This window comes from Streptomyces sp. NPDC058464, assembly GCF_042721035.1.
GTDB lineage: Bacteria > Actinomycetota > Actinomycetes > Streptomycetales > Streptomycetaceae > Streptomyces.
In genome coordinates this window covers 1-22,885 of record NZ_JBHXMA010000083.1, presented here as the reverse complement: position 1 = coordinate 22,885, position 22,885 = coordinate 1, and the positions used below count along the sequence as shown (strand labels likewise).

Sequence of the window (22,885 nt, the reverse complement as noted above, 5' to 3'; positions counted from 1 at the left end):
GGGCTCTGGGCCGGGGTCGCCGCCGGGGCCTGCTGGGCGGGCGCGGGGCGGGCCGGGGCCGCGGGGGCGGCGCCGTAGCCGGACGCCGCGGGCGCGCCGTAGCCGCCGGGCTGGCCGCCGCCGTACCCGGCGCCGGACGGAGCCGCACCGCCGCCGCCCGTCGGGTCGACGACCGCCTCGACCCGCCACTGCACGCCGAACTGCTCGGTCAGGGCCTGGCGCAGCACGTCCTCGCTGCCGCTACTCGCGAAGTTGTCACGGGCGCCGGCGTTGACGAAGCCGAGCTGGAGGGTGGTGCCGTCGAAACCGGCGACCTGGGCGTTCTGGCTGAGCAGGATCCAGGTGAAGCGGCGGCGGTTCTTGACCGCCTCCAGGATGTTCGGCCAGAGCACGCGGGGGTCGAGGCCACCGGCAGGAGCGGAGGCGGGGGCAGCGGCGGGAGCGGCAGCCGGGGTCGGGGGGGCTGCCGGGGCTGCCGGGGCTGCCGGGGCCGCCGCGGGCGGCGGGGTCTGCTGGGCCGCCGGAGTTCCCGTGGCCGTCGGCCAGCCGCCGGGACGGCGGGCACCACCACCGCCGCCGCCTGCGGGGGCGGCCGTCGGCCAGGCACCGGGCGCGGGAGCGGCCGGTGCGGCGGCAGCGGGCGGTGCGGCCGGGGGAGGGGCGGGCGCGGCGGCCGGAGCCGGAGTCGGAGGCTCTGGCGTCGGGACAGGGGCCGGCGCAGGTGCAGGTGCAGGTGCCGGGGCCGCTCCCCCGCGTACGGCCGCCCGGGCCGCGGCCGGACCGCCGCCGCCCTGCGGGACAGGACCCGGAGCCGGCGCCGGGGGCTGCATGTGCGCCTCGGGCCCGGGGACGTACCCCATGGCGGGTGCGCCGCCCCCGCCCGAGAAGTTGACGCCCCGCTCCAGCCGGTCGAGGCGGGCCATCACGGACCGCTCGTCGCCGTACGCCGCGGGCAGCAGCACGCGGGCGCAGATCAGCTCCAGCTGGAGGCGCGGGGAGGTGGCGCCGCGCATCTCGGTCAGGCCCTCGTTGACGAGGTCGGCGGCGCGGCTGAGCTCGGCGGCGCCGAAGGTGCCGGCCTGGGCCTGCATGCGCTCGAGGACGTCGGTGGGGGCGTCGAACAGTCCCTTCTCCGCGGCGTCCGGGACGGCGGCGAGGATCACCAGGTCGCGCAGCCGCTCCAGCAGGTCGGCGACGAAGCGGCGCGGGTCGTTACCGCCCTCGATGATGCGGTCCACGACCTCGAAGGCGGCGGCGCCGTCCCCGGTCGCGAAGGCCTCGACCACGGAGTCGAGCAGCGATCCGTCGGTGTAGCCGAGCAGCGAGGTGGCCATGGCATACGTCACACCCTCCTCGGTGGCCCCGGCGAGCAGCTGGTCCATGACGGACATGGAGTCACGCACGGACCCGGCACCGGCGCGCACGACGAGCGGCAGCACGCCGTCCTCGACGGGGATCTTCTCCTTGCCGCAGACCTCGCCCAGGTAGTCCCGCAGAGTCCCCGGCGGGACCAGCCGGAACGGATAGTGATGGGTCCGCGACCGGATGGTCCCGATGACCTTCTCGGGCTCGGTCGTGGCGAAGATGAACTTGAGATGCTCCGGCGGCTCCTCGACGACCTTGAGCAGCGCGTTGAAGCCGGCCGACGTGACCATGTGGGCCTCGTCGATGATGTAGATCTTGTAGCGGCTGGAGGCGGGCCCGAAGAAGGCCTTCTCACGCAGCTCACGGGCGTCGTCCACACCACCGTGGGAGGCCGCGTCGATCTCGATGACGTCGATGGATCCCGGGCCGTTGCGGGCGAGGTCCTGGCAGGACTGGCACTCTCCGCAGGGGGTCGGCGTCGGCCCCTGCTCGCAGTTCAGGCACCGGGCGAGGATCCGGGCGCTGGTCGTCTTTCCGCACCCACGCGGCCCGCTGAACAGGTACGCGTGATTGACCCGGTTGTTCCGCAGCGCCTGCTGCAGCGGGCCGGTGACATGCTCCTGCCCGATGACCTCGGCGAACGACTCCGGGCGATAGCGGCGGTACAGCGCGAGAGACGACACGCATACGAGGTTATAGGCGCCCACTGACAACCAGCCCCGCCCGCAAACGCAAGCGCCCCCCACGCACCCGCCAGAGCCAACCTACCCTTGCTGCCTTCCGGCCCTGGGGGAGTTCAGTCAGATAGCGCCGCGTGAGGGGCTCTGCACAGAGTACCCGACGTCAGCAGGTGGGAACGAGTTCGCGAGCACTCCTCTCGGTCATGTAATGTTCCGAGCGGAGGATTCGCCTAGAGGCCTAGGGCGCACGCTTGGAAAGCGTGTTGGGGGCAACCCCTCACGAGTTCGAATCTCGTATCCTCCGCCAGAAGGGGTCCGACCCACGGTTTCATGGGTCGGACCCCTCTTCTGTTGGCATTGCGGCTCACCGCTCAGATGCTGCTGGGCAAGACGCCCGGGTAACCAGGACTTGTCCACCCCAGTCGGGGTTCTGGTGCGAGTGGCGCCAGGGACTGGCCGTCCGCCGGATGGCGGGAGCCGGTCGAGGCGCTGAAGAGCGGCGAGGAGTTCACGCTCCCGCTCTCGGCCGGGCCGTACAGGTTCGTCTGGCACGCCCGTCCGGTGCGCTTCTTGCCCGTTGTCGGCGGGAGCCCGCTACCCCACCTCGCGGAGGAGGAGCGGGAATGGGACCGAGTCCACCCAGCGCGACGCCGACGGGGAGTTCTCCGTCGTGCCGGATGCCCCGATGGCCCGCGCGGTGCGGGGGCGGCGAAGGACGCGGAACCCGCGATCGCCGTCATGACGGAGACCTGCCTCTGCTCGTACACCGACACCGGCTTCTGCTGCGTCTCCGACCGGCACGGGCGCCCGGACATCGCCGCCACGACTGACGTGACGTCCCGGCAGGCCGTCGCACATGCCGCGGCGGGAGCCGACATCGTGGGCCCGGCCTCCATGGTCGTCGGGACCATCAAAGGCGCGCGCGAGGCGCTGAACGCGGCAGGGCACGAGAGCGTGTCGATCATGCCGCACGCCGTCTTCTGCTCCGACCACGAGTTCCAGATCAACCCCGGCAAGCCCGAACAGTTCATCGACACCGCGGCGCCGCTCTTCCCGTTCTCGGTCTCGGGCGAGTACAGCACCCTGTCCCATGTGGACACCGCGACCGGCAAGCGGGATGTGCGTCGACTGGTGGAACTCTTCACCATGCTCGAGCGGGCCGGCGCGGAGGCCGGCATCACGTACGCGGCCCTGGACATCGCCCGCCACCTCAACGACTGGCCGCGGATTCACCCCGAATCGCGTCCAGGATGGACCGCGCGCCCTGGTCGATCAGCTCGGCGGCCAGGGCCTCGCCAAGCTTCTCCGGCTCGGCCATCGGGCCTGAGAGAGTGCCCGCGACACGCCGAGCACCGTCCAGCGAGGTGACCTGGGCGAAGAGCGACAGGGGTCCGTCCGGCCCGGTCTCCGCGTAAGCGCCGACGGGCACGCTGCACCCGCCGTGCAGCTCGGCGAGCAGGGCCCGCTCCGCCCGTACGTGGGCGTCAACGGCGGTGTCCCCCACGCTGGAGAGGATCTCCTGGAGTTCATGGCTGTCTTCTCGGACCTGAATTCCGAGAGCGCCCTGCCCGGGTGAGGGCGGAAAATGATCCAAGGGGAGCAGCTCGACAATTGCGTCGTCCAGGCCCAGCCGTCGAAGCCCTGCCGCCGCCAGGACGACAGCGTCGAGCCCCATCGTATCAATCTTCTTCAGGCGAGGTGGCACATTCCCACGGATTGGTACGACTTCAAGGTCTGGACGGACAGCCAGAAGCTGAGCAATTCGCCGAGGAGTACCCGTTCCGACGCGAGCGCCTTTACGCAGACCGGACAGCGTGGAGCCGTACAAAGCGTCCCGGACATCCTCACGACCGGGGGGCGGCAGCAAAGTCAGACCGCGCGGGTTCGCAGTCGGCAGATCCTTCAGCGAATGGATGACGAAGTCCACGTCTCCCCTGCTCAGAGCCGCCTCCTGCGCTGAGCTCCAAGCGCCTCCGTCACTGACCTCCGAGACATCGTAAACCCGGGACTTCCGGTCTCTGTCGCCGCCTTCCAGAATCACCCGATACGTGAACGCAACGTCCGGAAATCGCTTGCGAAGCGGGGCGAGATATTCCCGCACTTGCGCCTTGGCCAGATTGCTGGCGCGCGAACCGACCAGGTACGTCTTCACGGCGATCAACTCCTGACAGGCGATAGGCTGTCAAGTCATCGTAGTCCTCGCCTAGTTATGCTTTTCCCGACCGTTCGTCGGAAAAGCACGACCAAGCAACCTGGCCTGACACTTTCACTCCCGAAGAAATATTGCCGAGCTTGGGACATATCCAGCATCAACCAATTTCATACAAGACAGCGTCAAGGCTCCCCGGCTACCGGCTGTCGCCTGTCGGCTGTTGTCCGAGGGCGTCCCGCAGTGCTGCGCGTGAGCCGATGCCGAGCTTGGGGAACAGGTTGTACAGGTGGGAGCTCACGGTCCGTGGGGAGAGGTAGAGGCGTTCGCCGATCTGCTTGTTCGTGAGGCCGGCCGCGGCGAGGTCGGCGATCTCGCGCTCCTGGGGGGTCAGCGGGGAGGGCGGCGCGGAGGGCGGCCGGGGGGTGGGCAGCCCGGTTGCCCGGAGTTCGGTGCGTGCCCGTGCCGCCCACGGGACGGCGCCGAGCCGCTCGAACGTGTCCAGCGCGTTCGTCAGCTGGTGTCTGGCCTCGGTGGTGGACTTCGCCCTGCGGAGCCGTTCGGCGTAGGCGAGCCGGATCCGTGCCTGTGCGAACGGCCAGCGGTTCGCTCCCGGGGTCGCGAGGGCGGTGTCGAACGCCTCGCGAAATGACGGAGCCGGGGCGGTCATGGCCGTCGCGCCGGCCGTGGTGAGGGCGAGCCGAGGTGAGAGGTCGGCGACGGCTGATCGCCGGATGTCGGCGACGTGCGCTCGTGCCTGAGTCGTCCGTCCTGCCCGGACGGCGGCCTCGACCAGGTCGAGCAGCACCCACAGCGCCGCGGGTTTGTGGGCGGGCACCGTCTCCGGGGAGCAGATCTCGGCCGCGTGCCGGTAGGCGGTCTCGAACTCCCCGTTGCCCAGCGCGTCCACGGCCCTCGCGTGCGCGGCGAGCTGCAGCACGAAGTCGATGCGGTTCGGCGCCGCCCAGGCCGCCAGGTCGTCGGTGAGTCGCCGGACGGTCTCGCGATCGCCGCGGGCGGCGGCGACCATCGCCCGGTCGTACTGCAGGAAGCCGCCGAGCAGCCGGTAGTGATGCCGGGTCGTGAAGGCGAGGCCCTCGTCGCCAAGGTCCAGGGCGCCGTCCCAGTCGCCGCTCAGCACGGCGTCGAACCCCAGGAGCACGAACGCCTTGATCGCCGCCGCGATCGCGCCGCCCCCGCGGCCGTGCTCGACCACCCGCCACAGCGCGCTGCGGCATCCGGCGATCCGGTCCACGTACAGCGCCGCGATGCCCAGCCGCACCGCGTGGGCGTGATCGGCCTGCTCGCCGATGCCGGCGATCGCCTCGTCGAGGAGCGGGAGCGAGGGCCGGGCCCGTCGCGCGGGTTCGAGGTAGGTGTTGCCGAGCAGGGCCAGGATCTCCGGGACCGCCAGGCCGAGCCGGTCGAGGGCCGCCCAGTAGTCGTCCGACAACTCGGCACGGCACCCGAAGGAGCAGTTCGCCTGCAGGACGTAGATGATCTCGCCGAGCGGCTCGTCCCACGCCGCGATCGGCCGGCCGACGTTGCGCAGCGCACCGAGCAGCAGCCGGTGGACGGTGTCGATGTCGCCCCCGCTGTTCACCAGGTAGGCCGCGGCGGCGACGGCGGCCGCCATCGTGTGGCCGTGCCCGTCGCGTCCGGGGAGGAGGGCCTGCGGGTCGGTGAGATCCCCGGTGACGTCGGCACCGAGGTAGGTCGCGAACATGACGCGGCGGTGATGTTCCTCGGGCCCGGGGCTCAGCTCGGCCGCGCGCAGCAGCAGGCCGATGGCGCCCACCGGGTCGCCGCGCCCCTTCGTCTTCAGCGCCGACTCCTCGAGCAGCTGTGCGGTCTGCTCGTCCGGCCCCGACGCGGCCTCCGCGAGATGCCATGCGCGCCGCTCGGAGCCGACCGGATGCCGTCCCGCCAGCCGCCGGTGCGCCTCGCGCCGCTCTTCCCCGGTCGACAGCTCGACGACTGCGGAACGGGTGAGCGGATGCCGGAACCGGATGCCGTGGGTGACCGGGTGAATCCGTATCAGCCGGGCGCGCTCGGCCGGTTCGAGCTCGGCGACCGAGATCGACGGGAACAGCTCACCGGTCCCGTCGAGTGCCGCGAGCAGCAGCTGGTCGCGCGTCCCGGCGGGGAGGGCGTCGATCCGCCGGGCGAAGGTGAGCTGCAGCCGTCGGCCGACGGGCGTGCGGCCGAGCGGAGGTTCGGCGGCGCCCGGGCCCACGTGCGCCGGAAGCTCGATCAGCGCCAGCGGGTTGCCCTGGGCCTCGGTCAGCACCTGCCGGGCCGCCCGCGGCGGCAGCTCGGGGAACGCCTCGGTGAGAAGGACCGTCGCGGCGTCGTCGTCGAGCGGCCCGATGGCGATCTCCGGTAGTCCGGCGTCCTCGAAGACGCTGCCCTCGCCCGTCCGTACGACGCCGAGCAGGCCGATACCGGTGCCGCCCAGCCGCCGCGCGAGGGAGCCGAACAGGGTGGCGCTCGCCCGGTCGAGCCACTGCAGGTCGTCGACCACCACCAGCAGGGCGGTCCGGTCGGCGGCCCGGGCCAGCAGGGCGAGCAGCGCGTTCGTCAGCGTGAGCCGGTCGGGCGCGGCCCCCTCCACGAGGCCCACGGCGACGCCGATCGCACGCCGGGAACCGGCCGGCAGCGCGGCCAGTTCGGCAGCGAGCGGAGCGACCAGCTGATGGAGCCCGGCGAAACTCACCTCGGCCTCGAACTCGACGCCGGACGCGTGCAGGACACGGATGTCGAGCTCCGCGGCGTGGGCAGCGGCGGCATCGAGGAGTGAGGTCTTGCCCACGCCGGCCTCGCCGACGACGAGCAGCGAGCCGCCGTCCGCCGCCACGGAGTCGGCGAAGGCCGTCGCCACGGAGTCGACGAAGGCCCGCAGCGCGCCCACCTCGCACGCACGCCCCACCAGTCGTCTGTTCGAACCCCACTCCGACACGTGGGGGACCCTACAGCGACGACCGTCATCTGACTGATACGCCGCGTCCCGCACGTCCGTAGGTTCGCAGTCGTCCACCAGCCCTTGAAGGAGAGGAGACGTCATGAGTGCAACCATCGTTCTGGTGCACGGCGGCTTCGTCGACGGCGCCGGATGGCGCGGAGTCTACGACGCGCTGACCACCGACGGCTTCGACGTGCAGATCGTGCAGAACCCGACGAAGTCGCTCGCCGACGACGTCGCCGTCACCCGCGACGTCCTCGACGGCACCGCCGGCCCGGTCGTGCTCGTCGGTCATTCGTACGGCGGTGCGGTGATCACCGAGGCGGGCAACCACGACAAGGTCGCGGCGCTCGTCTATGTCACGGCGTTCGCGCCGGACCAGGGCGAGTCGGTCAACACGCTCCTGGGCACGTTCCCGGCGGACGGACCGCAGCCGCCCATCCTGCCGCCGGTCAACGGCTACCTCTTCCTCGACCGCGCGAAGTTCGCCGACGCGTTCGCCGCCGACGTCTCCGCACAGGAGGCGGCGTTCATGGCCGACTCGCAGGTGCCCTGGGGGCTGGACGCGCTCGGCGGCACGGTGACGAGGGCCGCCTGGCACGCGAAGCCCAGCTGGTACCTGCACGTCACCGAGGACCGGATGATCCCGCCTGCCGCGCAGGCCTCGATGGCGCAGCGCATCGGCGCCACCGTCACCGAGACACCCGGCAGCCACGCGATCTACGTGTCGCGGCCGGACGTCGTCGCCGACCTGATCAAGAAGGCCGCCGCAACGCTCGGATGACGGCCGACTGCCAGGGGGTGCGGGGCGGGTTGGATACTGCTGCCGCACCCGGGTGGCGGGTTCGGACGAGCGCAACGGCGCAACGGCGCAACGGATGAGGAGTACGGCCAGTGAGCAGCGACGACCGCACAGGACCGCCCAATTTCGGCAGTGAACGGGACATGCTGCGGGCTTTTCTCGACTACCACCGGGCGACCCTCGCCATGAAGTGCGAAGGGCTCACCGACGAGGAGCTGCGACGGCAGTCCATGCCGCCGTCCACGTTGTCGCTGCTCGGTTTGGTGCGGCACATGGCGGAGGTGGAGCGCGCCTGGTTCCGCCGGGTCTTCGAGGACAAGGACGCGCCCATGGTGTGGTCCGACGAGATCGACTTCCAGGCCGCGTACGACGCGAGCGAGTCGACCAGGGCGGAGGCGTTCGCCGCCTGGGAGGCCGAGGTGGCGGCCTCGCGCCGGATCGAGCGTGCGGCCGGCTCCCTGGACCAGGCCGGATACCAGCCGAGGTGGGAGGAGGAGGTGTCGCTGCGGATGGTGATGCTGCACGTGCTCCTGGAGTACGGCCGTCACAACGGGCACGCAGACTTCCTGCGCGAGGGCGTCGACGGGACCGTGGGCGCCTGAGCGGCCGGGGCGGGGTCGGCTACGCGGCGATCCGTATCTTCTTCGTCACCGTCACCTGGTCCAGGTCGGACACCCGTACGGTCACCGCCATCGTCCACTCGCCCGCGATCGGGATGTTGACGGAGTCGGCGGCCCAGTAGCCCCCGCGGTCGGTCACGTTGGCGGGGAGGGGGCCGATCTTCTGGGCGGCGAGGGTGAAGGAGAGCCGGAGTTCGGGGACGGTGGAGATGCCGTCGTCGGGGCCGAAGACGACCGCCTGCACGGAGTTCTTGCCGACCCGGCCCGGGTCCAGGGTGATCTGTACCTTGCCGTGGCCGTTCGGGGTGCCGACGTCGAAGGGGACGGTGGCGACGGCGGCGGCCGGGATGCCGGTCGCGTCCGACGTCGTCCCCGACGCGGCCGCCTCGGCCGCGGCCCGGCCGGGCAGGGTGCCGCCGAGGATCGTGGTGATGCCCAGGACGGCGACGCCGATGGCCACTTCGGCGAGGACCGAGCGGCGCAGGGCGGCCTGGTGGCGGCCGGCGGAGGTGGCGGGGGCCGCTTCCTCCGAGGTCGACGGTTCCTCCGGGGGCGGTGCCCCTCCCGGCCCCGGGGTCGTCGAATCCTCCGCGGTGGCTGGATCCTCCGCGGTCGGGCGGTCCGCCAGGGCCGACGGGTCCGCCGGGGCCGGGGCGCCGACCGGCACCGGAACGCGGTCGCGGGCGGTCGCGGGCGTGGCTGTGGCCGTGGCCGTGGCCGTGGCTGTGGCCGTGGCCGTGGCCGGGACCGTGGCCGTGGCCGTGGCCGTGGCCGGGACCGTGGCCGTGGCCGGGACCGTCGCCAGCTTCGCCGTCCAGCGCCGGGACTGCGAGGCCGCCGCCAGCAGCAGGGTCACCGCGGCGAGTTTGACCAGGAGGAGCCTGCCGTACGACGTGTCCGTGAGGGCCTGCCAGGAGCCGAGGCCGCGCCAGGACTGGTAGACGCCGGTGACGACGAGGACCGTCACCGAGGCGAAGGCCACGCGGGAGAAGCGGGCGGCGACCGCGGCGGGCAGAGGCGTGGTGGTGCGGTGGAGGGTGAGGAGGAGGGCCGTGAGGCCGCCCAGCCAGAGCGCCATCGACAACAGGTGCAGGACCGACGACGTCATCGCCAGCGGGACCTGGATGCCGGCCGAGGCGTGTTCCGCCGCCGCCCAGGTCAGGGCCAGGGCCACGGAGACGGCGGCGGCCGTGGCGAGCAGCGGGCGGGACGGGCGGGTCAGGAGGCTCGGGCTCACACGCTTGCGGAGGACGAGATACAGGGCCGCCGTGAGCGCCAGCAGGGCCACCCTGGCCAGCAGGGCCAGGCCCGGGCGGCCCGTCGCCGACCTGCCGAGGGCGGAGAGGTCGAAGGCCGTCGCCGGGGAGGTGCCCTCCTCGTACGGGGCGCGGAGGACGAAGAGGAAGAGGGTCGAGGCGAGGAGGACCCACCACGCGGTGCGGACCGGGGTGCGGAGGGGTGCGGGATCCGGCGGGCGGCAGACGGCCAGGAAGGCGGCGGTGCCTATGAGCAGCGCCACCGCGATGTACGCGATGTAGCGGCCGATGTTGTAGAGACTGCCGGTGAGCGGGTTCTCCACGGGGCCGGTGGAGACGGCCGCCGTGGTCGCCGACGGCTTGCCCACGGAGAAGGTGAGGGCGCCGGAGACGGGGTGGCTGTCCGCCGAGACGATCCGCCACGCCACGGTGTACGTGCCGGTGCCCAGCTTCTTCGGGAAGGTGATCCGGGCGGTGTCCGAGCCGGCCGGGCCGTGGTCGGGCTCGCCGGTGTCCACCCGGTGGTTGGTGGGGTCGTACACCCGGAACGAGTCGTCGAGCAGGCCGACGGACTCGGTGAAGGTGAGGGTGACGGACCCGGGCGACGACTTGAGCACGGCGCCGTCGGCGGGGTCGCTGCCGCGCAGGGCCGCGTGCGCGGAGGCGGGGCCGGCGGAGGCCAGGAGGAGGGCGGCGATGAGGGTGCCGAGGAGTGCGAGGGCGCGCAGCGGCCGGGCCCTGTGCCGGTGGTCGCCGGTCGGCGTTCGCCGCTGATCGTGTCCTTCGCTCACGTCACCCGCTCCGAGTTCGGCAACACATGTTCTTGAGTCATACGGCTGAGAAGGCTGTAGTGCTCATATTGTCCGCGGGCGCGTCGTGGCTGGTCGTGCCCGCGCGGCGGAGCCGCACATCGATACGGCCCCGCGCCCCTACAGGGCGCGTCACCACGTCGGACGTGCCGACACCCCGCCGTCGACGACCAGGTCGTGGCCGCTGATCCAGGACGCGAGCGGCGACGCGAGGAAGACGACGGCGTTCGCCACGTCGTCCGCGCCGCCCAGCCGGCCCGTGGGCACCGCCTCCTGCCATCTCCGCACCCCCTCCGGCCAGTCCGCGGCCAGCCCCTCCCGGTCGATCAGGCCCGGGGAGACGGTGTTGACGCGGATGCCGGAGCGGCCGTACTCCAGGGCCGCCGCCCTGGCGTGCATGACCACGGCCGCCTTCGCCGTGCAGTAGTGGGCGTGGCCGGGGGCCGGGTGGGTCGCCTCGATGGAGGCGACGTGGGTGACCGTGCCGCCGCCGGACTGCGCGCGCATGATCTCGGCGGCGGCCTGGGTGCAGGCGAAGACGCTGGTGAGGTCGGTGTCGACGACCGCGCGCCAGTCGGCCGCGGTCATGCCGGGCAGGGGCTGTACGGGTTGTACGGCCGCGTTGTTGACCAGCGCCGTCAGCCGTCCGCCGCCCCACTCCGCGGCCTCGCGGACGACGCGGTGGCAGGTCTCCTCGTCGCTCAGGTCGCCCTGTACGACCGTCGCCCGGCCGCCGCCGGCCGTGATGCCCGAAGCCGCGTCGTGTGCCGCCCGGACGGCCGTCAGGCAGTGCAGGGCCACCGCCGCGCCCTCTTCCGCGAGGCGCCGGGCGATGGCCCGGCCGATACCGCCGCCGGCGCCCGTGACCAGGGCGACCTGTCCGTCGAGTAGGTGGGTCGTCATGGACGGCAGAGTTCCGTGATGCGGGCGGCTTCGGACGGGTAACGCGCCGTGAGGTGGTCCGCGTTCCCGTGTTCGTACCCCTCGAAGGTGAATCCGGGGGCCAGGGTGCAGCCGAAGAGGGTCCAGGCGCCCGGCGACACCACGCGGGCGCCCATCCAGGTACCGGCCGGGACGGTCAGCTGGATGTGCTGGCCGCCCAGGAGGTCGGGGCCGAGGACGGGCGTGCGGGTGGTGCCGTCGGGGTCGAGGAGCAGGAACTCCAGGGGGTCGCCCAGGTAGAAGTGCCAGATCTCGTCGGTGGGCAGGCGGTGCAGCGCCGAGTAGTCGTCGGCGGTGAGGAGGCCGACGATCGCGGTGCCCTCGGGGCGGCCGTCGGCGCGTGCGGGACCGGCCCAGGTCTCGCGGAACAGGCCGCCCTCGCGGGGGATCGGCTGCAGGCCGTAGTGGGCGATCAGGTCATCGGGAGTCAGCATCCGGGACATCCGGGAAGGCTACCGGCCGGGTGAGAAAGGCCAGTTGCGCCTGCTTTTCGGGCAGGTGGACGTCGGGGAGGTCGATCTCGGGGAGTACGACGGCCGGGCCGAGCTCGAAGCCCTGGCGCCGGAAGCGGGCGATCGCCTTCTCGTTGCGGACGTCCGGGTCCACGACGATGCGGTGGCGGTCGAGACCGCGCAGGGCGTACGCCGTGAAGGCGGTCAGGAGGGCCTCCGTCCAGCCGGGGCGGGGACCTTCGGGTCCGGGCGGGGCGAGCAGGACGTGGACGCCGATGTCGCCGGGGCGGGTCTCGTAGCACTCGCTCACCCGGTCGGCCTCCGGCTCGTACGTCTGGAGGAGCCCGACCGGGGTGCCGTCCTTCTCCGCGAGGTACGCGTGGTGGGTGTCGAGGGTGGCCATGTGGGCGTAGATCTCGGCGACCTGGGGGCGGGTGAGGCCGGTCATGCCCCAGAAGGCGGCGCGTTCCCCGCCGACCCAGGTGTGGACGACGTCCGCGTCACGCTCGGGGTCGAGGGGGCGGAGACGGACGGTACCGAAGCCGGGGACGGCGTGTTCGAAGACGGGGAGGTGTGCGGGGCGCTCAGACATCGTTCTCTTCCATCTCTTTCGTCTCTTCCGTCTCTTCCGTCTCTTCTACGAGGTTCGTCAGGTCCACGCGTTCCAGTCGGTCCCAGTCGGTGACGACCGGGGTCAGGTCTCCCTCGAGCCACAGGGGGAGTTGGTCGGTGTGGTGCGGTGCGCCGGGGACGCCGTCCGCGCCGAACGGGACCACCCAGCGGCTGTCGTCGCGGCGGGCCAGGTCCCAGACGTACCGGGCGGCCGGGCCGCGCGCGGAGCGGTCGGTGAGGCCGGGGACGGCGGAGGTGCACAGCACGCAGTCGTGGTCGCCGGACAGCGCCGGTCCGTCGTCGTACGACGGCTCGGGCAGCGCCTCCCAGGGGGTGAGGCGGTGGGTGTCGCCCCAGGTGCCGGTGGGCAGGTCGGCCGCGACCTCTTCCACGGCCGCGCGCACGGCGGCGGGGCGGTCGACGCCGTACAACTCCTCTGCCCTCAGGAGGTGTTCGAGGGCGAAGGCGATACGGGGGGTGAGGGCCAGCCAGGGGAGGAGGACCTCGGGGTGAGCCGGGGGCTCGGTGAGGGCGGTGAAGGCGGGGTGGGCGGCGAGGTGCCGTACGACGGCGGAGCGTACGGCCGCGTAGGCGGCGGCGTCGGTGCTGCCGGCGTCCATCCGGCGGTCCCAGGCGAGGAGGCGGTCGCGGAGTCCGGCGGCCGGCGGGGTGAGGTCGTCGAGGGCGGCGAGGCGGTCGAGGAGAGGGGTTGCCGAGGCGAGGTGGGTGTCGGTGTGGATCGCGGCCATGTCGGCGGCGGACCAGGTGCGGCGTTCGCCGAGGAGGGCGCGGATGCGGTCGGCGCGGTGGGACGGGGCGAACTCGACGCCGAGGGGCGTGGCCGGGCCGCGCTGGTTCGCCATCACGGCCACGCCGTCGGTGAGGTCGCCGTACGGCATCTCGTGCCAGCCCTGCCAGTCGTGGCCGGGGAGCCAGGCGGGGGCGAGCCGGGTGCGGTTGGTGCGGGAGCGGACGGGGACGCGGCCGGCGACGCGGTACAGGACGCCTCCGGCGGTGTCGGCGGCGTGGACGACGTTGACGGGCTCGGCCCAGGCGTCGAAGGCGCGGTCGACGTCGGTGACATGGCGGGCGCGGAGGAGGGGGAGGAGGGCGCTGAAGCCGAGGTCGTGGGTGACGCGGGGCGGGTAGCGGAGCGCCAACGCCTCGGCTTCGCCGTCGGCGCGTGCCTTCCCACCCGCACCACCTGTGCCGCTTTCGTGGTCGGGTGCGGGTGGCCCCTGCGGGGGCCGACCGCCGTCGGCGGCTGACGGTGGGCTCGTCTGCGGATGCTCCGGCCACCCGGCGATGACCGGGCCCCGGGGTGTTTCCAGGACCTCGATCCGTACCGGGGGGCTGCCGGAGATCTCGATCGTCTCCGTGTGGTGGGCGGCCGGGGTCCAGGTGCCGTCCGGGGCGAGGGCCTCCACGCCGGTCTCCGTGCGCCGCAGGCGCTCCCGGTAGAGGTCCTGGTAGTCGGCCATCGCGTTGGTGATGGACCAGGCGACCGTGCCCGTGTGGGCGAAGTGGGCGATGCCGGGGACGCCCGGGACCGCCAGGCCGACGACGTCGAACTCCGGGCAGGCGAGGCGGATCTGCTGGTAGACGCCGGGCGCCTCGATGAAGCGGTGGGGGTCGCCGGCGAGCAGGGCGTGGCCGGTGGCGGTGCGGGAGCCCGCGAGGAGCCAGCCGTTGCTGCCGGCGGTGGTGGGGCCGTCCGTGGCGAAGAGCGGGACCGCCTCCTCGCCCAGGTGCCGTATCGCCTCCTCGCGCCACAGCTTGGCCGGGAAGCCGGCGAACAGGATGTGGGTGGCCAGCCAGACACCCAGGGGGTGCCAGGGCTCCCAGGTGCCCGGGACCAGGCCGGTGCGGGTGAACTCGGGCGTGCGGGCGGCGCCGGCCGGCAGTCCCTCGTTGACGCCGGCCACGTACGCCCGTACCCACTGAGCCGTCTCCGGGTCCCGTCTCTCCAGCGCCTCGAAGCAACGTCTCGCCGTGTCCGCCAGGCGGGCCCGGCGGGCGAAGACGTCCCAGGCGACGGCCGGGGCGCCGAGGAACGACGCCGACGTGCCCTGCGCGCGGTGCCGTTCCACCTCCAGCTGCCAGGCCCGGTCATGGGCCGTCACCCGGCCCTGCGCGCGGGCGAGTTCGCGGGCGTCGGCCGCCCGCAGATGGGGGATGCCCCAGGCGTCGCGGTACGTCTCGATGGTCACCCTGTGACCCCCTTGTATGAGGTTAGCCTTACCTAAGCCGAATCGCGGAGGAATCGTACGTGAGGGGTGTGGGAGCCGAGGAGGCCGGGCTGTCGCGGGCGCGCGAGGCCGCTCCGGGCGCGGGATCATCGGGCCATGGACGCCGACACCAACGCCCCCGCCCTGCACCTCGCCCAGGACCCCGAGGCCGACGAACTCCTCAGCCGCAGCAGGCTCGCCGCGCTCACCGGCATGCTGCTCGACCAGCAGGTGCCGATGGAGTGGGCGTTCAAGGGGCCGGCGACCATCGCGCAGCGCATGGGCACGGACGACCTGGACGCGCACGAGATCGCCGCCCAGGACCCGGAGGCCTTCGCCGCGCTGCTCTCCGAGAAGCCGGCCGTGCACCGGTACCCCGGTTCCATGGCCAAGCGAATTCAGCAGCTGTGCCAGTACCTCGTCGAGCACTACGACGGTGACGCCGAGGGCGTCTGGCGTGACGTCGACAGCGGGGCGGAGCTGCTCCGGCGGCTCCAGGAACTGCCCGGGTTCGGGAAGCAGAAGGCCCAGATCTTCCTGGCGCTGCTGGGGAAGCAGCTGGGGGTGACGCCGAAGGGGTGGCGGGAGGCGGCGGGGGCGTACGGGGAGGCGGCGGCGTTCCGGTCGGTGGCCGACATCACCGGGCCCGAGTCGCTGGCGAAGGTGCGGGCCCACAAGCAGGAGATGAAGGCGGCGGCGAAGGCCGCGAAGGCGGCGGGTGGGAGGTAGGGGCCCCGAGCCCTCGGACCCACCGGACCCCCGGACCCACCGGATCTCCCGGATCCCCCGGACCCCCCGATCCGCCGGACCCGAGGGCTCACCCGTCCGGCCCCGCCCTGCTGGCAGGGCCGCCCCCGTCGGTCTCAGCTGGAACCATGACCGAGCCCCCCAGCACGGGCCCCGCCGACGACGACCGGAAGGCGCATGCCACCGGCACCGCATGGCACGAGCCCGAACCGCCCTTCGAGGGACCGCTGCACGCCCTCTCCCAGGCCGCCTGGCAGACCGTCCTGCTCACCGGGATCGCCTCCCTGATCCTCGGCATCCTGATCCTCGTCTGGCCCGGTGCCTCGCTGCTCGCCGCCGGCGTGCTCTTCGGCATCTACCTGCTGATCAGCGGCGTCTTCCAGCTGGTGGCGGCGTTCGGCACGCACAAGGCGACCTCGCTGCGCGTGCTGGCCTTCATCAGCGGCGCACTGTCGATCCTGCTGGGCCTGTTCTGCTTCCGGGGCCCCCTGGAGTCGATCCTGCTGCTCGCCCTGTGGATCGGGATCGGCTGGCTGATCCGCGGGATCACCCAGACACTCGCCGCCGTGCACGACCACCGAATGCCCGCCCGCGGCTGGATGATCTTCCTCGGGATCGTCACGTTCATCGCCGGCATCGTGCTGATCGTCTCGCCGTTCAGGTCGGTCGCGGTGCTCACCCTGGTCGCCGGCATCTGGCTGATCGTCGTCGGCATCGTCGAGATCGTCACGGCGTTCGGCATCCGGGGCCGCGCCAAGCAGATCCCGCAGGCCCTGTGAACGGCGGGCCCGGCGGCACAGCATGCGCGGGCCCTGCGGGCACCGGCCCGTCGGCTTCGTCAACTTCGCGCCCCGCCAGTACGCCGAGCGAGCGGATCTCGCACTCCGCGCGATGAACACCGCCCACCACACGGGGAGATGACCGCCATGAGCAGCGGTCTCCCGACCAAACGTCGCCCGCGGCCGGGCCCCGCCCCGCCGCGGGCGCTCGTGCTGCTGCTCGCCCTGCTGCTGGCCGGCGTCCCGACGGCGGCGGAGGCGCTCTCGGCGGCCGCCCCGGCCGTCTCGGCGGAGACCGTCGAACACGACGTCCTCCACACCCCGCTGCGGCCACCCGCCCGTGCCGTCCACCGCGCCGACGTGCCCCAGCGCCCCACGCCGCTCCACGACGCGGCACCGCCCGCCGGCCCGGCGGACCACCACCGCCCCTGCCGCCCGACGGCACCGCGTCCGCCGTACGCCACGCCCCTCCTGCGCACCGTGGTCCTGCGCTGCTGACCGACCGGCCTGTCCCGCGCTCCCCCAGGTCAGTCAGCTCTACGCAAGGAACACAGCCATGTCCTCAGACCCGTACGCGGTCCTGCGCGCCCTGCTGCGCGCGGAAGCCGTCCGCAGCACCCCGAAGCCGGTGACGAAGACGGCGGAGCCGTCGACGCCGCGACCGCAGGAGCAGAAACGCGGTTGATCCCGCGGAGCCGAGCCGGGTGGCCCGTTCGGGCGCCCGGCTCACCTGCGTCTGCGGGCCGTACCGAACAGCGACCGGGTGATCTCACGGCCGAGTTGCGTTCCCACCGACCGGGCGAGGGACTTGAACATCCCGCTGCCGACCACCTGTTCGACCAGCGACGGTTCCTCCCTCGCGGCCTTCGGAGCCCTCGCAGCCTTCGGGGTCTTCGGGGTCGTCGGCTCGGCCGGCGTCCGCTGCAGCTTCTCGTACGCCGACTCCCGGTCCACAGCCTGTGCATAACGCCCGTGCAGCGCGGACCCGCGCACCGCCGCGTCCAGCTCCGCCGCGTCCATGGGCCCCATCAGGGACTCGGGGGCCCGCAGCCGGGTCGCGGCGACCGGCGTCGGGGCGCCCTTCTCGCTGAGCACGGTGACCACGGCCTCGCCGGTGCCGAGCCCGGTGAGCAGCTCCTCCAGGTCGTACGACGACTTCGGGAAGGTCTGCACGGTCGCCCGCAGCGCCTTCTGGTCCTCCGGGGTGAAGGCCCTGAGCGCGTGCTGGACGCGGTTGCCGAGCTGGCCGAGGACGTCGGACGGTACGTCCTTCGGGGTCTGCGTCACGAAGAAGACGCCGACCCCTTTCGAGCGAATGAGGCGCACGGTCTGCGTGATCGAGTCCAGGAACGCCTTCGAGGCGTCGTCGAACAGCAGGTGCGCCTCGTCGAAGAAGAAGACCAGCCTGGGCCGGTCGGCGTCGCCGATCTCGGGGAGGTCGTGGAAGAGGTCGGCGAGCAGCCACATCAGGAAGGTGGAGAAGAGCAGGGGCCGGTCCTGGACGGCGGGGAGTTCGAGGACCGAGACGACGCCCCGGCCGTCCGGTGCCGTACGCAGCAGGTCGGCCGTGCCGAACTCCGGCTCGCCGAAGAAGTCCGCCATGCCCTGGGCCTCGAAGGCGGTGAGCGAGCGCAGGATCACCCCTGCGGTGGCCGTCGACAGTCCTCCGATGTCCTTCAGCTCCGGCCTGCCCTCGTCGGAGGTGAGGAAGGCGACCACGGCCCTGAGGTCCTTGAGGTCGATCAGCTCCAGGCCCTTGGTGTCGGCGTAGTGGAAGATCAGGCCGAGGGACTGTTCCTGGGTCTGGTTGAGCTGGAGCACCTTCGACAGCAGCACCGGTCCGAAGCTGGTGATCGTCGCCCGCACGGGGATGCCGTGGCCGAGGCCGCCGAGCGCGAGGAACTCGGCCGGGAAGCCGGTCGCCGTCCACTCCTGCCCCACCTCGCCGGCCCGGCCCCGGACCCTGTCGTCGGGCTGCCCGGGGCGGGCGATGCCGGACAGGTCGCCCTTGACGTCCGCCAGGAACACCGGGACGCCCTGCGCCGAGAGCTGCTCGGCGATCAGCTGGAGCGTCTTGGTCTTGCCGGTGCCGGTGGCGCCGGCGACCAGGCCGTGCCGGTTGAGCATGGGGAGGGGGATCCGGACCGGGGCGTCGGGACGGCACCGCCCGTCCCAGAGCAGGGCACCGAGCTCCAGCGCCTGACCGGCGAAGGCGTACCCGGCGGCGATCTCGGCGACCACGGGGACGGCGGGGACAGCGGGGATCGCGGGGTCGGCCGCGTCCCTGGCCGGGGTCGTGGCGGGGGTCGTGGCGGAGGTCGCGTCAGGGCTTGTGGCCGGAGTCGTGGCACCGGCTTCGTCGGCCTCACCGGCACTCATCATCGGACCACCCGTTCCCTTTTAGCCCGTTTGATGACCTTTACGGAGTCTTTTCCAGCGTCGCACTCGGTCGCCATGGCTGCGCCCGGAACGTCTGGACCGGTAGGCTTTCCGTGTGATCTTCAAGCGCATCGGAAACGGCCGGCCGTACCCCGACCACGGCCGGGAGAGTACCCGGCAGTGGGCGGACGTCGCACCGCGCCCGGTCCGCCTCGATCAGCTCGTGACGACCAAGGGGCAGCTCGACCTGGAGACCCTCCTCGCCGAGGACTCGACGTTCTACGGCGACCTCTTCGCGCACGTCGTGAAGTGGCAGGGCGACCTGTACCTGGAGGACGGGCTGCACCGCGCGGTCCGCGCCGCCCTCCAGCAGCGCCAGGTGCTGCACGCACGCGTGCTCGAACTCGACTGACACCCGTCGGCCATCCGGCATTTGCCGCCGGTTGGCCCTTTCGGGTTGGACCGAGCACCGTCGGATGATCATCTATTAGTCAACGCACCCGTGGCGCACTACGCTGCGCTCATGAGCATGCTGACTCCCCCCGGCATGGGCGGCCAGTACCGGATCACAGGGGACAAATACCCTCGCATGCGCCCGCGCCGGCGGCGTGCCCGGCTCGTCCTCTCCATGGTCGCCTCCGTGACCGCGCTCGGCCTGGTCGGCTGGGGCACCCTGCAGCTCATCGACGTCTTCACGGGCGGCGGCGGGACCGCGTCCGCGGCCGGTTCGGCGGGCGACTGCGTCAAGCAGGCCGCTGTCAGCGCGAGTCCCGCGGCCGGTGCGTCGGCCGGCAAGCCGGCGGTGACGCTGCCGAAGCCGGCCCAGATCACGGTGAACGTCTACAACGCCACGACCCGCACGGGCCTGGCCAAGGAAACCGCGGACGAACTGAAGAAGCGCGGCTTCAAGATCGGCAACATCGGCAACGCGCCGGCGAAGTTCGACCAGAAGGTCAAGGGCACGGCGATACTGCTCGGCCCGGCCTCGGCCCTGAAGACCTCGCTCCCGGTCCTGGCCACCCAGGTGACGGCCGCCGACCAGCGCACGGAGGCAGGCCGCAAGGGCACCGCCGTGGACCTGATCATCGGCAACGCCTTCAAGACCCTGACCCCCCAGGCAACGGCCGCCAAGGCGATCACGGCCCTGTCCAACCCCACACCGACGGCGTCGACTTCGAAGAAGACCTGCTGACCAGCACCCCGCAAGCCCCGTCAGGGGAGCCGCCCACCAGCACCCCGTAAGGGGGGCGGCCCACCAGCACCCCGCCAGGGACGCGGCCCAGCAGCGCCCCGTAAGGGGCGCGGGGAACTGCGCGACAAGCCACGACGCACCGCAGCCGCCGACGCACCCGTACCCCTACGGCGCCCGCGCGAACGCCCCGCCGGGCACCACGCGGCGGCGGGCCGAGGAAACTCGGCGCGCCGGGCCGAGGAAACTCGGCGCCGGGCCGAGGATTCGCGGCTCGGCCCGTCGGAGAACGGCTCGCTACTCGGCCGCCCCGTACAGCCGGTCCCCCGCGTCCCCCAGCCCCGGCACGATGTACCCGTGCTCGTTGAGGCGCTCGTCCACCGCCGCCGTCACGACCGTGACCGGCGTCCCCGCCAGCTCCCGCTCCATGAGCTCGACGCCCTCGGGCGCGGCCAGCAGCACGACCGCCGTCACGTCGTCCGCGCCCCGCTTGATGAGCTCGCGGATCGCCGCGACCAGCGTGCCGCCCGTGGCCAGCATCGGGTCCAGGACGTACACCTGGCGCCCGGAGAGGTCCTCCGGCATCCGCGACGCGTACGTGGACGCCTGGAGCGTCTCCTCGTTGCGGATCATGCCCAGGAAGCCCACCTCGGCGGTCGGCAGCAGCCGGACCATGCCGTCCAGCATGCCTAGCCCGGCCCGCAGGATCGGCACCACCAGCGGGCGCGGCCGGGCGAGCTTGACGCCGGTCGTGGCGGCCACCGGGGTCTGGATGTCGACGGCCTCGGTCCGCACGTCCCGCGTCGCCTCGTAGGCGAGCAGGGTGACCAGTTCGTCGGCGAGCCGCCGGAACGTCGCGGAGTCGGTGCGCTGGTCGCGCAGCGTGGTGAGCTTGTGGGCGACCAGAGGGTGGTCGACGACGTGGAGACGCATGTCCACAACAGTAACCGCGCCCCCGCCCACCTCGCGCAGGCCCGCGCAGGCGGACGCCGGCATCAAACCCCCCATCCGGGGGAAAGTGGAGGTGTCGGGCGGGGGTGATGTGACCGTGCCTGAGCTGTCTGAAGGGCCCGAGCGGCCCGACCGCGCGTACGGCGCGCCCGAGGGCGAGACGGAGGCCGAGCGGCGGCGCCGCCGGGCCCGGTTCCTGCGCGAGCTCGCCGAGGCGCGGGCGCTGCGCGACCGGGTCCAGCCCCGCCGCGCCAAGGCGGCCCGGCTGCGACACGCGCTGCGCATGCGGACGTTCCGCTGGTAGGAATCGGTAGGAGTCCCCTGGACCCGGTAAGAGCCCACAAGACTCGGCAAGAGTCGTAAAGCCGATCCTTCGGCAAAGATCCACTGGTTGTGGCGCGTTGCGGTCCGTCATGGAGAAGGCAGTGCGTGGGCGGCGGGAAAACCCGCGTACGATCCGCAGGTGGCGGCAACGAGTGCGCTGGTGACTGCGTTGACGGACGCATGGATGCCTCTTTGCACACGTGCGATCAAAACTGCCAGACACAGGGAGCCGAAGACGTCCCCTGAACGCCTTGTTTCTGCCACGATTCCGAGTGGGTGGGGCTCGGAGCACAGCTCTCCCCGCCCAGAACCTCCGCCGGGGGGACCGCCAACCGGCACGCCTAAGACCAGTGGGAGAGTCACGGTGTACTTCGCCGCACTGCTCGCGCGCACCGAAGACGGGTGGGAAGCGAGCGACACAGAGCTCGACGATGTGGAGACCCTGTCGGACCTGGCCGACCTGGCCCGGGAATCGGCCTCGGAGGCCGACGACACGGTGCTCGTCTTCATCGAGCAGGAAGACGCGTGGTTCGGTGTCGTACGCGTCGACGGGGAGGAGGACCCGCGGGTCTTCGTCTCCAACGCCGCCGCCGCCGCCCGCAGCTCGTACGGGGAGCTCCTGCTCACCGACGAACTGCTCGGAAGGGAGCCCAAGGACGAATCCGACGACCTGGACGACCTCGACCTCGACGGCACCGAGGACGGTGAGCCGGAGGCCGAGGAGGACGACGACGCGGACGGCTCCGCCGTGCCGGCCGGCCCGGTCGGCGACGCCGCGATCCTGGACGACCTGGGCGTGAGCCCGAAGGAACTGCTGTCCCTGGACGAGGACGCGCTCGGCGAGATCGCCGAGGCCCTGGGCGCCTCCGACGTCCTGGAGACCGTCCGCTGACCCTCCACGAGGCACCCGGGTCCCCCGACCCCGTACGCGACCGCTGGCGGGCCGCGATGCGGCTCGCCCTGGACGAGGCCGGCCGTGCCGTCCCGGGCGGGGACGTCCCCGTCGGCGCCGTCGTACTGTCCCCGGACGGTACGACGGTCCTCGCGGCCGGGCACAACGAACGCGAGGCGACCGGCGACCCCACCGCGCACGCCGAGGTCCTCGCCCTGCGCCGGGCCGCCGCGGCGCTCGGGGAGTGGCGGCTCACCGGCTGCACCCTGGTCGTGACGCTGGAGCCCTGCACGATGTGCGCAGGCGCCCTGGTGCAGTCCCGGGTGGACCGGGTCGTGTACGGCGCCCGCGACGAGAAGGCCGGCGCCGCGGGGTCCCTCTGGGACGTCGTCCGCGACCGGCGTCTGAACCACCGCCCCGAGGTCGTCGAGGGTGTCCTGGCGGACGAATCCGCCCGCCTCCTCACGGACTTCTTCCGCACCCGCTGATCCCGCTCGCGGGGGCCTGCCCCGGCCCCCGAATACCGATTTCAGAGCACGGCCCGCCGTGCTGTAAGGTCTCCCTCGGTAGCGTGTCCGAGCGGCCGAAGGAGCTCGCCTCGAAAGCGAGTGTGGCGCAAGTCACCGAGGGTTCAAATCCCTCCGCTACCGCTGTCGCGTGTATGGGGGGGCCCCCACGGAGCCCCCCCTCACGCCGGTTAGGCACCCCGGGCGGGCCGGTGCGGTGGGCCGCGCCCCCGCCCCCCGG

At 72.6% G+C, this 22,885-nt stretch carries 21 protein-coding genes, 2 tRNA genes, 1 other RNA gene and 1 pseudogene; 14 read left to right on the top strand and 11 right to left on the bottom strand.

The features are described 5' to 3' along the window. Positions 1-2,048, bottom strand: a 2,048-nt coding sequence (locus tag ACFWPQ_RS50305) for a DNA polymerase III subunit gamma and tau (protein WP_384051615.1), incomplete at its 3' end; no start/stop codon positions are given. Between the two features lie 45 nt (positions 2,049-2,093). Further along, an RNA gene (gene ffs, locus ACFWPQ_RS50300) (signal recognition particle sRNA small type) lies at positions 2,094-2,192 on the bottom strand. Positions 2,193-2,264: 72 nt separating this feature from the next. Here ffs and ACFWPQ_RS50295 point away from each other — a divergent pair. Continuing rightward, positions 2,265-2,352 (top strand) — tRNA-Ser (locus ACFWPQ_RS50295). Between the two features lie 254 nt (positions 2,353-2,606). Beyond that, a pseudogene (locus ACFWPQ_RS50290) lies at positions 2,607-3,239 on the top strand (hypothetical protein); the annotation flags it as partial. Positions 3,240-3,255: 16 nt separating this feature from the next. Here the strand turns inward: ACFWPQ_RS50290 and hemC are convergent. Continuing rightward, complete coding sequence (gene hemC / locus ACFWPQ_RS50285) at positions 3,256-4,197, bottom strand: hydroxymethylbilane synthase (protein ID WP_384051612.1); 942 nt, start codon at positions 4,195-4,197, stop codon at positions 3,256-3,258. A 196-nt stretch (positions 4,198-4,393) separates the two neighbouring features. Next, entirely contained in the window at positions 4,394-7,153 is a 2,760-nt protein-coding gene (locus tag ACFWPQ_RS50280) for an AAA family ATPase (protein WP_384051609.1), read from the bottom strand. Between the two features lie 103 nt (positions 7,154-7,256). On the opposite strand from ACFWPQ_RS50280, the gene ACFWPQ_RS50275 reads away from it, so the two are divergent. Both ACFWPQ_RS50275 and ACFWPQ_RS50270 read left to right on the top strand, forming a co-directional pair. Next, a complete protein-coding gene (locus tag ACFWPQ_RS50275) occupies positions 7,257-7,940 on the top strand; it encodes an alpha/beta fold hydrolase (RefSeq protein WP_384051606.1) in 684 nt (227 codons plus the stop codon). Positions 7,941-8,050: 110 nt separating this feature from the next. Further along, positions 8,051-8,560 (top strand): DinB family protein, encoded by a 510-nt coding sequence (locus ACFWPQ_RS50270; protein WP_384051603.1) that lies wholly within the window; start codon positions 8,051-8,053, stop codon positions 8,558-8,560. 19 nt (positions 8,561-8,579) lie between these two features. Here the strand turns inward: ACFWPQ_RS50270 and ACFWPQ_RS50265 are convergent, their stop codons facing one another. From ACFWPQ_RS50265 to ACFWPQ_RS50245, 5 genes are all read right to left on the bottom strand, one after another. Beyond that, entirely contained in the window at positions 8,580-10,562 is a 1,983-nt protein-coding gene (locus ACFWPQ_RS50265; RefSeq protein WP_384051621.1) for a copper resistance protein CopC, read from the bottom strand. A 213-nt stretch (positions 10,563-10,775) separates the two neighbouring features. Beyond that, on the bottom strand, positions 10,776-11,546 hold the full coding sequence (locus ACFWPQ_RS50260; RefSeq protein ID WP_384051600.1) for an SDR family NAD(P)-dependent oxidoreductase: 771 nt from the start codon (positions 11,544-11,546) through the stop codon (positions 10,776-10,778). After that, entirely contained in the window at positions 11,543-12,016 is a 474-nt protein-coding gene (locus ACFWPQ_RS50255) for a cupin domain-containing protein (protein WP_384051618.1), read from the bottom strand. The genes ACFWPQ_RS50260 and ACFWPQ_RS50255 overlap by 4 nt, the downstream gene beginning before the upstream one ends. Then, complete coding sequence (locus ACFWPQ_RS50250) at positions 12,003-12,629, bottom strand: GNAT family N-acetyltransferase (protein WP_384051598.1); 627 nt, start codon at positions 12,627-12,629, stop codon at positions 12,003-12,005. The genes ACFWPQ_RS50255 and ACFWPQ_RS50250 overlap by 14 nt, the downstream gene beginning before the upstream one ends. Beyond that, positions 12,622-14,859: a penicillin acylase family protein gene (locus ACFWPQ_RS50245; protein WP_384051595.1), complete on the bottom strand. Its 2,238-nt coding sequence runs from the start codon at positions 14,857-14,859 to the stop codon at positions 12,622-12,624. The genes ACFWPQ_RS50250 and ACFWPQ_RS50245 overlap by 8 nt, the downstream gene beginning before the upstream one ends. A gap of 135 nt (positions 14,860-14,994) precedes the next feature. Between ACFWPQ_RS50245 and ACFWPQ_RS50240 the strand changes: the two genes are divergently transcribed. The 4 genes from ACFWPQ_RS50240 (at position 14,995) to ACFWPQ_RS50225 (ending at position 17,088) form a co-directional block, all read left to right on the top strand. Continuing rightward, positions 14,995-15,606: an HhH-GPD-type base excision DNA repair protein gene (locus tag ACFWPQ_RS50240; protein ID WP_384051592.1), complete on the top strand. Its 612-nt coding sequence runs from the start codon at positions 14,995-14,997 to the stop codon at positions 15,604-15,606. Positions 15,607-15,752: 146 nt separating this feature from the next. Next, positions 15,753-16,403, top strand: coding sequence for an HdeD family acid-resistance protein (locus ACFWPQ_RS50235; protein WP_384051590.1), 651 nt, complete (start codon positions 15,753-15,755; stop codon positions 16,401-16,403). 147 nt (positions 16,404-16,550) lie between these two features. Continuing rightward, positions 16,551-16,901: a hypothetical protein gene (locus ACFWPQ_RS50230; RefSeq protein ID WP_384051587.1), complete on the top strand. Its 351-nt coding sequence runs from the start codon at positions 16,551-16,553 to the stop codon at positions 16,899-16,901. Positions 16,902-16,959: 58 nt separating this feature from the next. Beyond that, positions 16,960-17,088, top strand: coding sequence for a hypothetical protein (locus tag ACFWPQ_RS50225; RefSeq protein WP_384051584.1), 129 nt, complete (start codon positions 16,960-16,962; stop codon positions 17,086-17,088). A 41-nt stretch (positions 17,089-17,129) separates the two neighbouring features. On the opposite strand, the gene ACFWPQ_RS50220 is transcribed toward ACFWPQ_RS50225, so the two are convergent. Beyond that, on the bottom strand, positions 17,130-18,785 hold the full coding sequence (locus ACFWPQ_RS50220; protein ID WP_384051581.1) for a helicase HerA-like domain-containing protein: 1,656 nt from the start codon (positions 18,783-18,785) through the stop codon (positions 17,130-17,132). Between the two features lie 112 nt (positions 18,786-18,897). Here ACFWPQ_RS50220 and ACFWPQ_RS50215 point away from each other — a divergent pair, with 112 nt between their 5' ends. Beyond that, entirely contained in the window at positions 18,898-19,194 is a 297-nt protein-coding gene (locus tag ACFWPQ_RS50215) for a type II toxin-antitoxin system VapB family antitoxin (protein ID WP_003999914.1), read from the top strand. Between the two features lie 111 nt (positions 19,195-19,305). Continuing rightward, on the top strand, positions 19,306-19,974 hold the full coding sequence (locus ACFWPQ_RS50210) for a LytR C-terminal domain-containing protein (protein ID WP_384051578.1): 669 nt from the start codon (positions 19,306-19,308) through the stop codon (positions 19,972-19,974). Between the two features lie 294 nt (positions 19,975-20,268). Here ACFWPQ_RS50210 and upp read toward each other — a convergent pair whose 3' ends face one another. Beyond that, positions 20,269-20,904 (bottom strand): uracil phosphoribosyltransferase, encoded by a 636-nt coding sequence (gene upp / locus ACFWPQ_RS50205; RefSeq protein WP_361284873.1) that lies wholly within the window; start codon positions 20,902-20,904, stop codon positions 20,269-20,271. 115 nt (positions 20,905-21,019) lie between these two features. Here upp and ACFWPQ_RS50200 point away from each other — a divergent pair, with 115 nt between their 5' ends. The 4 genes from ACFWPQ_RS50200 (at position 21,020) to ACFWPQ_RS50185 (ending at position 22,788) form a co-directional block, all read left to right on the top strand. Further along, positions 21,020-21,226 carry a hypothetical protein gene (locus ACFWPQ_RS50200; RefSeq protein WP_384051575.1) on the top strand — a complete coding sequence of 69 codons (207 nt, stop codon included), beginning with the start codon at positions 21,020-21,022 and terminating at the stop codon, positions 21,224-21,226. Between the two features lie 384 nt (positions 21,227-21,610). Then, complete coding sequence (locus tag ACFWPQ_RS50195; protein ID WP_361284876.1) at positions 21,611-22,138, top strand: hypothetical protein; 528 nt, start codon at positions 21,611-21,613, stop codon at positions 22,136-22,138. A gap of 56 nt (positions 22,139-22,194) precedes the next feature. Continuing rightward, a complete protein-coding gene (gene tadA / locus ACFWPQ_RS50190) occupies positions 22,195-22,626 on the top strand; it encodes a tRNA adenosine(34) deaminase TadA (protein ID WP_361284879.1) in 432 nt (143 codons plus the stop codon). A 77-nt stretch (positions 22,627-22,703) separates the two neighbouring features. Beyond that, positions 22,704-22,788: transfer RNA gene (locus ACFWPQ_RS50185), tRNA-Ser, on the top strand. Positions 22,789-22,885: the final 97 nt, after the last annotated feature.